This window comes from Bacteroidota bacterium (assembly GCA_017303905.1).
GTDB lineage: Bacteria > Bacteroidota > Bacteroidia > B-17B0 > Aurantibacillaceae > JAHEYG01.
In genome coordinates, this window is record JAFLBH010000003.1 from 329,986 (window position 1) to 344,194 (window position 14,209).

Consider the following 14,209-nt stretch of genomic DNA (forward strand, 5'->3'; position numbering starts at 1 on the left):
TTATTCAATGCCCAACCATGTGCGGCGGGCTGTAATTTGTTTTTCAGTCGGATTCTTGGAAACATCAATGATATTTTTCTCAATAATCTTTACTTTCTTTACTTTACCACTCAGTTTTTTTAATTTATACTTTCCCTTTTTATCCTTACGGTAAACTTCAATTACCAATTTATCACCAACCGCAGTTGTAGACATAAAATCTCCAACAACTTCCCGCGCATTATCAAGCGTTAGCAATCGGTTATTAAAAGAGTAAAGCTCATCTCCTACTTTATACTTGAATTGTTTTCCAAATTCATCCACTTCATTCACATCAATCACAATCAAACGTTTTGTACTATCATTATAACCGATACCAAATCCACCCAATGTAATCGTTTCTGTTTCGCGTTCCTTAATTAAATCGAGACCCACCATTTTAAACACTTCCACCATTGGCAAAGGTTTTCGTCCTGCTACATGTTCATCTAAAAATTTACGAATTTCAGGGAAGGTTAATTTCTCTATATCATTAAATAAATCCGGATCCTTAAAGGATTTGTCTTTACCGTATTTTTTTGCCAAATCGCGCATTAATTCCTGAGTGCCATATTTACCGTCGCTATAATAACGAAGCATAATATCCAAACACATATTAATGAGCGCGCCTTTTTCATAAACGTTATTGTATTGTTTATGATAATGCTCCGTTAAAACATGCTTACTCATAAAAGTAAACGGCACCGTGTCGTTATATTGTTCGATAGAATTATTGTATTTATCCATCATCACCTGAAAGAAATAATCGTAGCCTATTAGACCGGCTAAAACCTGAGCATGGTGTGCTGAATACTCGGTTAATCCTTCGTACAACCAAAGATGTTCACTCATCTTAGGATTATTAAAATCAAAATCACCGATTTCTTCCGCGTGAATATTTAAGGGTGTAACAATGTGAAAAAATTCATGCGCGCAAACATCATTAAGCGTTTGAGCAATGGAGGCTGTATCTACTTCAGGTAAAACATAAAATGAAGAATAAGAATGTTCTAAAGCGCCCGAAGAACCGCTGAGTGTTGGTTTATCAGATAGATAAATCAAAAACGCATATTTATCCACCGGTAATTCTCCGTTTAAATAATCGCGCTGAGCGTAAAGAAGACGTTTTAAATCTCTGGCGACATACTTTGAACTAACTACACCATTGGGCGAATACACAGACACTAAAACCTTCGTGTTTGCCACCATTATAGTTGCCGTATCAGGCAAATTGTACATAATAGGAGAATCAACCAGAGAATTATAATCACTCACTTTAATTACATCTCTGAATTCACCTAAAGTTAAATCGCTCAAGCCTGTTGAAGGATAAAATCCTTTTGGTTTTTCAAACTCCAATACAAAATTTGCTTGTTTGTATCCTGTGAAATATCCAAAAAAGCAATGCGTATTAAATACAAAGTTTTTATTGTCTTCGATATTACTTCCGCCCGGTTCAAAAACAACTTTCTCTTTAATTTTTGTATCCCAGCTATCCTCTACCTCATATGTTATTTTTTGAATTTGTGAAGCCGGCGATAATTTATAAGAATCATCATTTAATTTCTGAACAGTAATTACGCTTCCGTTTTTACCAAAAGCTTTCAGATTACTTACGAATCTTCCGAAATTATACACCTCATACGTTCCAGGAACCATGGCAGGAAAATTAAACACCACTTCATTTTCACTCATGTTGGGCGGTGTTAACTCAATGGTGATTTTGTCATCCACTACCTTATTTAAATTAATAAGATAATGATAGTCTTTATCCGCTAAAGCCGTGATCGAACTTAAGCCACACAGAATAATTAAAAAAATACGCTTCAGCATAAAATTATTTAATAAGCAAGTTAAAATTTTTCCAGCGATATTTGAGCCAAAAAATGGTAAATGTAATCGCCGCTAATACAAACCATGTTAAAAATTCTCCTCCCGGATTTTCTGATTTAGCTACAAAAATCGCATCGGTTTTTAATACACCGTTTGGTGACGTAATCAATAAACTGGAAATTAAATTATTGGCGCAGTGTATTCCCATTGCTAGTTCTAAGCCCTCATCCAATAACGCCAAAGCACCTAAAAAGAAACCAAATATGGTGTAATAAGGTAACATAACTGCCCATCCAAAAGCAGAAGCCTCCGGATTACTCATATGAACCACTCCAAATAACAATGAAGTAATAATTAACGGAGAGATTCCGTTTTTAAAAACTTGCGACAAGCCTTGTAACATATACCCTCTGAATAAAATCTCTTCAGTACTCGTTTGAATGGGTAATAACAATACGGTTACGCCAACTAAAATAGCAAAATTTACAGGATCAAACTGAATAGAGATATCCTCGCTATTCATAAAATAACCCACTAAAGTTGCAATGATTATTAATAATCCCCAGATTCCAAAAGCAAAGAAGAAACGACCGAAACGGAATTTATCATAAGAGGTTATCACGGATAAAAAGGATTTGTAATGGAGCTTTTTTACCGCCAAATAAAGACCCAGCAATGCAAATACAAACATGCCAAACAGAAGCGCGAGTACTATGTTTTTATTCAGACCGATTTTATCGGGATTAAAAAGTATTTCGGGATCGGATTGAATTTGCGAAAATGTAATTCCGTTATTGATAGCGGCATTAATGAGCGGGAATAACATCACCACCTGAAATAAAAAATAACCCAGCATGGCAGCGCAAACTCCAAAGACATACATCCACCATTCGTTTTTCCCATTTACATAACCGGCATTCAAAAACAAATTATCAAAGGGTAGTTTTTTTTCTTCCTGTATTTCAGGATTTTCCATTGTGCTAATTTAATCGTTTTAGTAACATTTGTCACTTTTACAACCATAAAATTTAACTAGATTTACGACATGAGAAAGTTAATAATTATTGCCGCCCTTCCGGCACTCATTTCATGTAGTGATAATGAAGCCAAATTTAAAGAGGTATATAGTGAAGAACAATTAGGAGAACTGCTCTTTTTCGACCCGCTCCTTTCGAGTGATAGTACTATTTCCTGCGCATCCTGCCACAAACCTGAATTCGCATTTGCAGATAATACACCTACAAGTGTAGGAGTACACGGACGAAAAGGCGACCGTAATACACCGAGTGCCATGAACCAAAGCGCACGTAATTTTCAGTTTTGGGATGGCCGTGAAGAGACTTTAGAGGGACAGGCTTTAGGTCCGATTGAAAACCCTGTTGAAATGGATTTGCCTGTAAGCGCATTGATTGAACGACTCTATAAACACCCACACTACCCCCGCTTTTTCATGCGTGTTTATGGCAAAATGCCAAACCGCGATAATATTGCGAAAGCCATTTCTGCCTATGAGCGCACCCTTGAAACAAACGACACTCCTTTTGATGATTATATGAAAACCGGAGATACTACAGAATTTTCGGCTTCTGCACGCCGCGGACAAGAAATATTTAACGTGAAAGGAAAGTGTTTTGATTGTCATTTTGGTCCGGATTTTACCAACGATATGTTTAGAAACCTTGGATTATTTAACGGAAAAGATCTAAACGACAGTGGACGTTTTGAAGTGACCCGTAAACCGGAAGACATTGGTCGCTTTAAAACACCGGGCTTACGCAACATTGCCATGACAGCACCTTACATGCATAACGGGATGCACAAAACTTTACGCGAAGTTATCGACTATTATAATGAACCGGATAAATTTGTAAATAACAGCGTTAATCGCGATAGTTTATTGAATAAACCATTAGGCTTAACTGAAGGCGAGAAAAAAGATTTGGAAAATTTCTTGTTAACCCTAACTGACCGCAGATTCAAGAAAAAAGAAATTGCTTCGAACGAAAAAGCACATTAAAATTTATGCGCGTAAGTTAAACCGTAAATAAAATCACGATTGGTTTTATTAAAGGCATTTAACTCGTGTTGTAATAAAAAATAGCCCTCCAGGGTTATTTTTTTTGTCAAGTTGTATTCAACTCCGGCAGCACTCCGCGAGCGGCTTAATCCTTTATTCCGCACCTGATAAAACGGTAAATAAACCTCTTCGTAAACATATGCGGTAATGCGTTTATTTATTTCATATTTAAGCGTTAACTTATTTCTGTTCATGTAAACCGGAACAGTCCCATTTTCACTGGTGTAAATATCACGCATTCGTAACTGAAACATATTTCGGTATGAAATAGCTAATGAACCAAATTTCTTTTTAAAGGTTAGAGAGAAATTACCTCTGTGACGATTGCCGTAAGTACCATTGAGGTTACGCGATTTACCCCATCCATACTCCGCTTCTGCTTTTATGTATTTATTTACACTGTATGAAAACCCTCCAAACAAAGCGCCCAATCTATAATCAGATACATTATTATTAAAGCGATTCTTAAACTCAATATGCGCATCAATGTTATCGGTAATTTTCTTTTCGAAGTAAAAATTAAGCCATAGCGCGGCATCATCCTCAAAATCGGATTGTGCCACTACAAAAGAAGCAGAAAACAAAATGAGAACAGATACAATATGTCGTAAACTTTTATTCAAAATAAAAAATCTTAACAACTGCGGAATCCTTTAAAAAATCAATCTTTTGAACAGATACACGGTGTACGTTGATACCTGTGCGTTTTTTAATATCCTCAATCAATTCCTTCTCACGTGAAGTTTCAATTAAATTAATGTTTTCATACACTATGGTTTTAACCGACTCCTTCTTCATTAATAATTTGCTCTCTAAAAGATAGGCCACTATAATGATTAATCCGTTAATACAACCTACAAACATTGCTTCAGTTGAATCGGCTGTGCCTTTAATTTTAGTAACCGCCGAAATTAATCCGATTGCAATTACTAAAAACAAATAAGTCATGTCTTTAAGGCTGATATCCTCCGTGCGATAACGTAACATACTAAACACAGCGAATAAACCGAAGGCAGCTCCCATACTCAAATCAACTTTATTTAATAGGAAGCATATCATGAAAATCACAATATTGAAAACGAAGTAAGTAAAGAATAATTCGCGCTTTTTATAAATAGGGAAATAAACGAAACGAATTAAAATGAGTACAGATAAAAAATCGACAACAAACCTCAATCCAAGCTTTGCTGATATTTTATAAAAGGCGTCTAAGCCCGGACCTGTTGCTACTTCATCAGCTATTTGCAATATTAAGCCTGCTTCCATGTAGAATATTTTTTAACGATTGTAATTTTTCTTTAAAGTTATTTTTTTTCGCGTAAGGTTTAGTTAAAGCTATCCCCATACAATATTTACTGATGGAACCTTCTCTAATGTGCAATTCCTTCATTTTTGACAAGAACACAGAGGGAGATTTTTTATCTAATTTAACCTCAGCAATTACTAAGGAGTTTAAATTTTGTGTTAAGCCTTCGTTAATAAATTCCAAATCCACATCAATTGTTACGCGTTCGGTATTATTCTTACTTACTAAAGTTATTCGTTTGTAATTCACCCACAAAGTAGGCTTTAAAACATCCGGACTATATGGAGTTTTGGCAAGAAGAAAGTCACCCGTCTCTTTTTCCCAAGTCATTGGGGTCAATTTCTTTTTAATTCGTTCTTTAATAGTTCTTCCCTTATTGTTTTTAAACTTCACCTCCAAATAGCCGGTGTCGCTATCCACATAAGTACGGTGACGGATTTTGTATCGGTTTAAATGACCATTATGGTGATTCAGATACATTTTTAAATTGTCGGTATCGTAATACAAGGTTTTGTAAGCGCTCTGACGTTTACCTTCCACCTCCAAAACCTTATAATCATCTTTTACCATTAAAAGCACTTTCTCCAATTCGTTTTCAGTAAAAGTGAATTTAGTATCTGTGCGATCCATTAATTTTACGGTATCCATCTCTTTGAGACTGATAGGTTCGAAATGCATCAATATGTCTTGAACAGACTCCAAATTATTTATACTCGTAAGTATACTTTTTTACTGAAATTAAATTATTATTTGCGTCGAAAGATTTACGTTCTGTTTTTAGACCTTTACCATCGTATGTATAAACGTTCTTTTTTACCAACTTTCCGTTTGTATCTGTAATCGTTTCTTCAATCTTTTCCCCTAATGAGCTGTACTTGAAATTTCTTTTCTCCTTTAATGCTCCCTTCTCATCGTATTCAGCCTCTTCCAACACATCACCCTCGCTATTGTGCTTATATTTAATCGTTGTTTTTAGAACCCCGTTTTTATCATAATTAATTTCTTCAATGGCCTCACCGGTTGTACCGAACACCGTTCGACTATCATTAATGGTTTTTCCGTTTTCAGTATTGGAAACAGTCACTGCTTTTATTTTGTACTTCTTAACTTCCTTTTTCTTTTGAGCAAAAGAAATCGAGACTATACATATACATAACGTTGCAAAAAGTAAACGTTTCATTTTAATCAAAAATAGTAATGGTTCCTAAATCCGCCTTTTCCTTCTTGTCTTTTATCTCAATCTCTTTCACAACAACCGTATCACCGGATTGAGCTGTGAAGGTATTATCCTGAGAATAAACATACACTTTGTACTTACCTTTTCTTAAATACTTGAATTCAAATTCTCCTTTGTAATTTGTAGTTTGTTTATCACCATAATTGGTTTCATCACCATAAATTATATATACATCTACATCAGCTCCTGCATATTCACCATTTAAAACAGTAAAACTTGAGTTCCAATTCTCCACCCAAATTTTTCCTCTTATACTTGCCTTTCCGCCTTCTCCGGCGACCTTCTTACAAGATGCTATTGCAAAAATTAATCCCGTAAATAAAATCGCGGCTTTAAAGCACTTTGCTAAATTTTGCTTCATAAATTTTAATTTGTGATAATGATTTTTTTCGATGCGTTCTTGCTTTTCACAACATATAATCCCGGACTAAACCCTGATACATCAATAGTTGTTTTTGATTGAACGGTGGTCTTGTAAACCACTTCTCCTATAACATTTACTATTTCAATTGGAATTTCATTACTCAAAGAGTAACTTATTTGTAAAATACCTGAAGCCGGATTAGGATAAACGCTCAGAAGTCCTTGCTCACCATTCAACTCCTCCACGCTTATCGCGCAATTGGATAACTTAAAAGTTGGGAAAGCAGTAACAGTAAATGAACCTATGCCATCCGGACAGCGCGCCATGGACTTATCGGTTTGCTGCACCCCGTATGAAATACTATCTAATACTGCACCGGTTGAATTACTCAGCATAATTTGTTCGCCGGCGGCTGCCAATTTAAAATTGGCATGTACATACGATGCAGTTGATGGATTCTCATCCGCCCAAATAATCAAATAACCGTTCGGTTGAATGATTGTATTTTGTGGAATGGTAAATTTTGACGGACTCGCAAAATTATCCGTTAAAAACAAACCTGACAATTCAAGTGGTGTTGAAGTAGTATTATGCAATTCAATCCAGTCTTCATATTGATTAAATTCATTTTGCACATCATCTTGGTTGTCGGCCATAAACTCGTTTATTTTTACCTGACCTACGGTAGCAGTTTGAATGGCAACCAAACTATAAAACTCATGTTCTGCTCTCTCAGGTGCAAACTTACCGGCATTATTATTTTCGGCATACACATAATACTGTGCCTGACTGCCGGTCATAGTAAAAGTTACACCGAATACATTATCTCCTGAAGCACCATCATTATGTAGTCCATCATCATACATGGAAATACGTTGAAATTTTAAAGTATTCGCGAAACGATAACCCAAATACACTCCGTTTGCGTTTGAAACGTTTGCCGTAATCGTAACTGCTGCATTTAAACTTGGTGTAGCAATAGATGTTGCTGAAGTAATTGTTGGGGCTGTTACAGTAAATTCAGAAGTACCATTCAGATATGCGGCACGGGCATTCATTAACGTGCTTATTCCCGGAACCGAGTAACTTCCCACAGAAATGTTAGACGTCATGGCATTTTGAAACTGCGAATAAGTAAAGAATTTATTATTATCGGATTGAACCGCTGTATCAATCACACTTTGAAAAGCGGTTGCTTTTGTTGCATAAGCACCGGAAACAATCATTTCATTTAAAATCGTTTTCATATGCGCTATGTACATACGCTTATATTGCGCATTACTCATTATATTTTTAATAAGCGGCCAATACTGGTCAGTGCTGTGAATATTGGTTGGCATTTGTTGCAAGTTGGTAATGGATAAACTCGCCATACTTGAATTAGAAAATCCGAGATGTGGAAATCCTGCGAACGACATGTTTAAATCCCAGATAATCGGGTTAAAATGCCCCGTGTTATCTTTATAGAGATAGTAGTTTTGTGCAAATGCGCCACTGTAACTGTCTAAGTTCACGATTACATTATTATATGCCAACATCCAAATAGCACGATCTAAATCCATCACATTCGGAATACTATTAGCATTGTTAGTTACAGAGTCACATAAGTCTTTTAATTGATTCCATCCGTAATTGGATTTCATCTCATAAAAATTAAAATACCCGCTGCTGTCTGCGCCTGTGATATAACGAAGATTACTTTTGGTATTTGTAGTAGCCACGCCAATTGGATTACACTTTACAAACGTGTTATTCGAAGAATAAAAATGATCGGAAACAAACTTCTTGTCAATATTCTCTGCATTGGAATAAACTCCCATATATGTTCCATTAATATAAACCTGGGCAAAGTTCGCTTGAGGACAATGCATATAATTTTTCAAAATATCATACGCTAAGACCTCACGCACGAGCGAAGGGTCGGCATAACCATTACTTAGCTTAACATCTTTATAACCTTGATAAGATTGACTTTTGTAAGTATTCAATTCAATATGAATAGGGTTTTTCTTATAAGTTGAATCGTAAGAACTATTGCCTTTGTACTTAACACCAACACTATCAAAATAAGTTCCGTTTATCTTTACCCACTGAGCCATTATATAATTCTCTTTGCCAAGTTTGGCCGTATCGAGCATATAATCCCAGTTTGGTTGAGAAAATTGAACTTCTATCTTTTGAATATTAGCTGTATTATAAAAAGTTTGCGCTGTAACTGTATTTAAAATTACAGCTACAACGCAAACAAAAGCAATATGTAAACGATTCATTTAAAAGAAACTATTGAATAATAAGTTTGGAAGTCGATTTGGCATTTTGAGAGTTAATCACTCTTACTAAATAAATTCCGGATTTTAAATCATCTCTCTTGATTTCGATATTTTCTCCGTTAGAGCTGTTATAAGTTTGAAGAACTCTTCCGGATAAATCCATGATGGTTGCTTCGTAATTGGTTCCCTTGTCTTTAAACTCAAGTGTTGCACTACTTACCAATGGATTCGGGTACATTTTTATTCCGCGGATTTCACTGCTATACTCATATACACTCGCTAAGTTACATGTAACGCAAGCTTTATAACAAACAGTGGGTAAAATTGTATCAGCAATTAAGTTATGTGTACGATTATTATTGGTGGCGCAAGCAGAAGGAACTGTTTCAGCGTCACCGGCTGTATTACCATTGTAATATTTAAATTCATAATTTCCTGACGGAGCATAAGCAATCACTTCATATACACCACCGCCAAAACTGTAGAGTATGTTGTTTTTTGTATTCCATGTTTGTGTTTGGAAATTACCTGCAACGTGAACACCATTTGATGATACTGAAGTTTCATTAGACATATCCACTAAAAAGCGAATCAGTTTTTTACCTGCCGGCGCATTGCCGGAAAACGGAATAGCTCCTACAAAGGTGGTGTCATTTTTTAATGAATCTACATATAACCAACGGTTGTCGTTGAAGCTGTAACCAACACGCGATTGATCAGGCACAAACTCCGCTTCATAACCAAAAGTTCCGTTTACAAACTTAAATTCATATTTTGTAAATGCCGGAATATCTACAATAACACTATATATTGTAGATGAACCTTCCTGGATTAGGGCTAAAGTGTTGGGTTGCCAATCGCCGCCCGTCAAACCAAGTATAGATTGAAAATCACTCATTAAATGAATTCCGTTTGGACTTATAGTGAATGTATTCATATCCACCGCAAACTTCACCTTTTTAGCTTGTATGCTTGTAACAGATAATAAAACTAAGGCTAGAAATATATATTTTTTCATTTTAATTATTTTACTAATGATACACGTTTGTTAATTAACATTCCGTCTGCCGTTTGAATGGAGATAAAATAAACGCCACTATCAAACGATGATAGATCTAATTTGTTTTCATTCTGTGCGCTTAAGATAATTTTACCTTTAGCATCGATCACATTAACAGAATAACCAATTGATTTAATGTACCAATCATCTATAGTAACTACTCCATTCGATGGATTTGGATACACTTTTAAGTTAGCAGCAATTTGATTTTCTTTAATACCAGTAACTAATGTATAAGGATATCCTGCCGAATAAGCGTATACACAGCCGTTAGAATCCGTCACGCGAACCACATAAATTCCGTTTTGAGTAGGCGTATAATTCTGAGATGTTGCTCCCGAAATTAAATTACCATCTACATACCACTGATAGGTTACTCCGGTTGTTGATACCAAATCATTCCCGCTCACTGAAATACTAGGTTGAGCCGGTGCAGGATTAGAAATATAACATTGACTGTAACGATGCGACTGAGGACAAGCTCCGCCCGTAGTTTTGGTCCAAATAACATTTCCGGCCGGATCTATTTCATAGATAGTTCCTGACATAGCTAAACAAACCATTTGATTTCCATTTGGAAACTGATTTGAACTTCCCATGTTACTGGTGTAACCTGTTGAAGTATGACGTAAATTAAAAGTAGAAGGCGTATAGGCGCTTCCAAGCGCTAAAGTATAATTGTAGTTAGAACGCGGTACACTGATTTGATCCACTGTTGTTTTTGGTCCGGTTGAGCCTTTATTATTTAAACCTACTAAATAACCCGCATTTGTGGTGCCTTCTTTAATCCAATGCGCATCATGTGTAACGTCTAATATTTTTGTTCCGGTTGCCTGATAAGCTAAAGGATTTCCCCAACGGTATAAAATATCTCCGCCCATGCCTGAATTACCTCCACTACTTGTAGCTGCTTGAGCAGTTGTTGTACTGTGATCGATAATCCACCACTCGTTAAGGTTATGTGAGCTAACCACTATTTGATCTAAAATAGGGTTATAATCTATTCCATTCATGTGAACCCAATCCTTCTGTAAATTGTAATTGATGTTTACTTTACCAGGATTATTTACAATTGAGGTTTGATAATTTGCTCTGGTTGGATACAAGTTTTGCACCAAATGATCCCATAGCTTCCATTCCCAAACAACAATAGCGCTATTTGTACCAACCGGCTGAAGTTCCATTACCTTCTCCGACCAAACCGTTATACTACTTGTTGCTCCTGCATTGTAAGCATCAGTAGCGGTTTTTACATCATACGCAATAACTAATACGTTACCATTTGGGAGCGGACAATGATCATGGTGTAAACAATAAGTTGCAGAGGAATAAGTATAATCCCATAATTTGTTACCTGCATAATCCCATTTTTGAATACGGCCGGTCATACCACCACCTGTTAGTATATTTCCTCCCGAATTTGACACAGTTCGCCAAAGTATTCCACCCGGCATTAGGTGAGTTGAATAACCGGTACCACCTTGTCCGGTAAACGACCACACTTTAACGTTGGTGCTATTGGTATCAATTAAATACCCGCTGGTAGAACCATTATTACTGTAATAAGTTAGCCCGTTCCATTGTTGCGCATTTGTAGAAAATGCTAATAGCATTAAGGCCATGACTGCCTTGAATGTAAATTTTAAATTATTCATGTAAATTTATTTATATAACAATATTAAATAATTATTAAATAAATATACGGAATTTGAGGTAAACCCGTTGGGTTTTGAGGTAAATTTTAAACCAATTATGAACGCTTATTGAATGCGTCCTGAAAAGCGACCTCATAACTGCTTCCGATTGGGATTTCTGTCTCAGGCAATACAATTATCTTACCTTTAACCGCCTTAATGCTAGCCAGAGGTACGATAAAAGAGCGGTGAACCCGAATAAACTTATCAGGAGGTAATAATTCCAAAATTCCTTTCATGGTACTTCTGGCTACTATTGGCTTACGGCTTGGTAAATGAATCTTGATATAATCATCCAAACCTTCTATGTATAAGACATCCTTATACTCTATCTTATGAAGCGCATAATCCGCTTTAATATAAAAACACATTTGCTCTTCATTTTTCAAAACTGATTTCAGCTGTTTTACCTTTTGAACAGCTTGATTAAAACGATCTTTTGTAAATGGTTTTAACAGATAATCTACGGCATTCAAATCAAATCCCTCCACGGCATAATCGCTATATGCTGTGGTAAAAACAATCATTTTATCTTTTACCATTTTGGCTACGTCAATGCCGCTAATCGAGGGCATATTAATGTCGAGAAACAATAAATGAATATCATTTTCCTTTAAGTATTCAATTGCTTCGTGTGGCTTAGTAAAGGTTTTCAGCAACTCAATTTTATCAACTTCCTTACAAAAACTTTCTATGACTCTTAAAGCGAGTGGTTCATCATCTATGGCTATGGCCCTTATCATCAGGATTTGATACTTAAAGATACACTAAATGATGTTGAATTGTCGTCGATATTTAAATAATATTTGCCCGGATACAAAAGTTGCAGTCGCGATTTCGTATTCTCAATACCTAAACCACTTCTATTCTCAGGATCAGGGCGTATGTTAACTTTATTGTTTTTGACGAATAAATTTATAGCTGCTTCGTTTACACTTATCTCTATCTTTATTTCCGAATTTTCTTCAGCGTTTACTCCATATTTAAAAGCGTTTTCAATAAATGGAATTAAAATAAGAGGGGCAATTATTTTACCATTCGTAGATCCGTTAACGGAGACATGCAGCTTCACATTCGCATCGAGTCGTGTTTTTTGCAATTCAATATAATTATTAATGTAATCCAATTCCTTTTGAAGTGAAACAAATTCATTTTGTGATTCGGTTAAAACATACCGCATCATTCCCGATAACTTCACTACCGCATTCGCTGTTTCGTCTGATTTCTGAATCGCTAATGAATAAATACTGTTTAATGTATTAAACAAAAAGTGCGGATTTATTTGTGCTTTCAAGTAAGATAATTCGGCGTTGATTTTTTCTTTGTGCGCCTGCTTCAATCGCTCATTTATCTTAAGCATCAGTGATAATAATAACACACCTGAAAAAAGGAAAAAATGTCTCGAAACATCAATCCAGAATACGGTCTTTAAAAAGAAAGGCGGCGGTCCGGGATGAGGCGACTGATGAGGACGGTGATGAGGCGGGCCATGCATATCATCCGGCATTTGAAGTGGCGCATCATGCGGCATATGCATTTCATGATTAACCTGATGAAAATCGTGAATTAAGACGCGCGGTAAAATTTCCGCTATCAAATAACAGCCAAGCACAACTGCAAAGTAAAAAATGTACTTTTTTGAATAATAAAGCTTCGGTATCAAAATGTAATAATTCACATAAAAAAAGGTAAGCAGTAATAAATAGGTAAAAAAATCGCGAAGAAAAGGAGGAATGGTGAATAATCGTTCTATCCTTATTAAATCAGGAGAAATTAAAATTGGAACAGAAAGAAATAATATGATTCCTACCAAGTGCGCCAATACATATCTGTAATTAAGCTTCATGGTTTAAAAGTAATGAATAGACTTATTCCATTAATTATTTTGAGGTGATTACGCAGCTTTTGTCGGTGAATTAATAAACGGAGCCCATCATAACACTATCGTTTGTTATGCTTGCTTGGGTAAAAATAATCTTATCGAGCAAATTTAATTCGTTGGTTTTTATACTGGCCTCAATGGTTTTTAAATTCATTGTTTTTAATATTACTACAAAACCTTCGTAAGGAATATTAAATTTTTTTACCGTATTTGTGAAATACATATTTATACTTTCAATCACATTTCCTGCGTTTTCAGCATCTTTACTTAATAAAATGAGTTGACTGACCTCCTTGTGAATTAAGCTGATTTCGTCTCTATTTAATAATGAATCTGTTTGTTTTAGGATTTCATAGCGTCGGTTTATTTCCGCATCTACCAATCTATCATAATCATCTTTAATTGCGGGATTTCTTCCGCATGAAACAAAAAACAGAATCAAACTAAAAAAACGAAGTAATTTCATTG

At 35.6% G+C, this 14,209-nt stretch carries 14 protein-coding genes; 1 reads left to right on the forward strand and 13 read right to left on the reverse strand.

Annotated elements, in window-relative coordinates; translation table 11 throughout:
• Entirely contained in the window at nt 1–1,851 is a 1,851-nt protein-coding gene (locus tag J0L69_12145; GenBank protein MBN8693938.1) for a peptidase M61, read from the reverse strand.
• A gap of 4 nt (nt 1,852–1,855) precedes the next feature.
• Nucleotides 1,856–2,827, reverse strand: coding sequence for a CPBP family intramembrane metalloprotease (locus tag J0L69_12150; GenBank protein ID MBN8693939.1), 972 nt, complete (start codon nt 2,825–2,827; stop codon nt 1,856–1,858).
• A gap of 69 nt (nt 2,828–2,896) precedes the next feature.
• Here J0L69_12150 and J0L69_12155 point away from each other — a divergent pair, with 69 nt between their 5' ends.
• Complete coding sequence (locus tag J0L69_12155) at nt 2,897–3,868, forward strand: cytochrome-c peroxidase (protein ID MBN8693940.1); 972 nt, start codon at nt 2,897–2,899, stop codon at nt 3,866–3,868.
• On the opposite strand, the gene J0L69_12160 is transcribed toward J0L69_12155, so the two are convergent.
• The 11 genes from J0L69_12160 to J0L69_12210 form a co-directional block, all read right to left on the reverse strand.
• Entirely contained in the window at nt 3,865–4,551 is a 687-nt protein-coding gene (locus J0L69_12160; GenBank protein MBN8693941.1) for a DUF2490 domain-containing protein, read from the reverse strand. The two genes, J0L69_12155 and J0L69_12160, sit on opposite strands and share 4 nt — an antisense overlap.
• Nucleotides 4,544–5,194, reverse strand: coding sequence for a DUF4956 domain-containing protein (locus J0L69_12165; GenBank protein ID MBN8693942.1), 651 nt, complete (start codon nt 5,192–5,194; stop codon nt 4,544–4,546). The genes J0L69_12160 and J0L69_12165 overlap by 8 nt, the downstream gene beginning before the upstream one ends.
• Complete coding sequence (locus J0L69_12170) at nt 5,163–5,882, reverse strand: polyphosphate polymerase domain-containing protein (GenBank protein ID MBN8693943.1); 720 nt, start codon at nt 5,880–5,882, stop codon at nt 5,163–5,165. The genes J0L69_12165 and J0L69_12170 overlap by 32 nt, the downstream gene beginning before the upstream one ends.
• 55 nt (nt 5,883–5,937) lie before the next feature.
• Nucleotides 5,938–6,414 carry a hypothetical protein gene (locus J0L69_12175; GenBank protein MBN8693944.1) on the reverse strand — a complete coding sequence of 159 codons (477 nt, stop codon included), beginning with the start codon at nt 6,412–6,414 and terminating at the stop codon, nt 5,938–5,940.
• Between the two features lies 1 nt (nt 6,415).
• Nucleotides 6,416–6,832: a hypothetical protein gene (locus J0L69_12180; GenBank protein ID MBN8693945.1), complete on the reverse strand. Its 417-nt coding sequence runs from the start codon at nt 6,830–6,832 to the stop codon at nt 6,416–6,418.
• Between the two features lie 5 nt (nt 6,833–6,837).
• Nucleotides 6,838–9,105: a CotH kinase family protein gene (locus J0L69_12185; protein ID MBN8693946.1), complete on the reverse strand. Its 2,268-nt coding sequence runs from the start codon at nt 9,103–9,105 to the stop codon at nt 6,838–6,840.
• A 10-nt stretch (nt 9,106–9,115) separates the two neighbouring features.
• Nucleotides 9,116–10,123 carry a T9SS type A sorting domain-containing protein gene (locus J0L69_12190; GenBank protein ID MBN8693947.1) on the reverse strand — a complete coding sequence of 336 codons (1,008 nt, stop codon included), beginning with the start codon at nt 10,121–10,123 and terminating at the stop codon, nt 9,116–9,118.
• A gap of 5 nt (nt 10,124–10,128) precedes the next feature.
• Nucleotides 10,129–11,820 carry an aryl-sulfate sulfotransferase gene (locus J0L69_12195; GenBank protein MBN8693948.1) on the reverse strand — a complete coding sequence of 564 codons (1,692 nt, stop codon included), beginning with the start codon at nt 11,818–11,820 and terminating at the stop codon, nt 10,129–10,131.
• Between the two features lie 95 nt (nt 11,821–11,915).
• Nucleotides 11,916–12,602: a response regulator transcription factor gene (locus J0L69_12200; GenBank protein MBN8693949.1), complete on the reverse strand. Its 687-nt coding sequence runs from the start codon at nt 12,600–12,602 to the stop codon at nt 11,916–11,918.
• Nucleotides 12,602–13,705: a histidine kinase gene (locus J0L69_12205; GenBank protein ID MBN8693950.1), complete on the reverse strand. Its 1,104-nt coding sequence runs from the start codon at nt 13,703–13,705 to the stop codon at nt 12,602–12,604. Before J0L69_12205 ends, J0L69_12200 begins: the two co-directional genes overlap by 1 nt.
• A gap of 70 nt (nt 13,706–13,775) precedes the next feature.
• Nucleotides 13,776–14,207: a hypothetical protein gene (locus tag J0L69_12210; protein MBN8693951.1), complete on the reverse strand. Its 432-nt coding sequence runs from the start codon at nt 14,205–14,207 to the stop codon at nt 13,776–13,778.
• Between the last annotated feature and the right edge of the window lie 2 nt (nt 14,208–14,209).

Bases quoted from the DNA above. Each gene is read 5' to 3' on its own strand.
- J0L69_12155 (MBN8693940.1), top strand. From the start codon at position 2,897: ATGAGAAAGTTAATAATTATTGCCGCCCTTCCGGCACTCATTTCATGT.
- J0L69_12180 (MBN8693945.1), bottom strand. From the start codon at position 6,832: ATGAAGCAAAATTTAGCAAAGTGCTTTAAAGCCGCGATTTTATTTACG.
- J0L69_12185 (MBN8693946.1), bottom strand. From the start codon at position 9,105: ATGAATCGTTTACATATTGCTTTTGTTTGCGTTGTAGCTGTAATTTTA.
- J0L69_12200 (MBN8693949.1), bottom strand. From the start codon at position 12,602: ATGATAAGGGCCATAGCCATAGATGATGAACCACTCGCTTTAAGAGTC.
- J0L69_12205 (MBN8693950.1), bottom strand. From the start codon at position 13,705: ATGAAGCTTAATTACAGATATGTATTGGCGCACTTGGTAGGAATCATA.
- J0L69_12195 (MBN8693948.1), bottom strand. From the start codon at position 11,820: ATGAATAATTTAAAATTTACATTCAAGGCAGTCATGGCCTTAATGCTA.
- J0L69_12165 (MBN8693942.1), bottom strand. From the start codon at position 5,194: ATGGAAGCAGGCTTAATATTGCAAATAGCTGATGAAGTAGCAACAGGT.
- J0L69_12170 (MBN8693943.1), bottom strand. From the start codon at position 5,882: ATGGATACCGTAAAATTAATGGATCGCACAGATACTAAATTCACTTTT.
- J0L69_12190 (MBN8693947.1), bottom strand. From the start codon at position 10,123: ATGAAAAAATATATATTTCTAGCCTTAGTTTTATTATCTGTTACAAGC.
- J0L69_12145 (MBN8693938.1), bottom strand. From the start codon at position 1,851: ATGCTGAAGCGTATTTTTTTAATTATTCTGTGTGGCTTAAGTTCGATC.
- J0L69_12150 (MBN8693939.1), bottom strand. From the start codon at position 2,827: ATGGAAAATCCTGAAATACAGGAAGAAAAAAAACTACCCTTTGATAAT.
- J0L69_12175 (MBN8693944.1), bottom strand. From the start codon at position 6,414: ATGAAACGTTTACTTTTTGCAACGTTATGTATATGTATAGTCTCGATT.
- J0L69_12210 (MBN8693951.1), bottom strand. From the start codon at position 14,207: ATGAAATTACTTCGTTTTTTTAGTTTGATTCTGTTTTTTGTTTCATGC.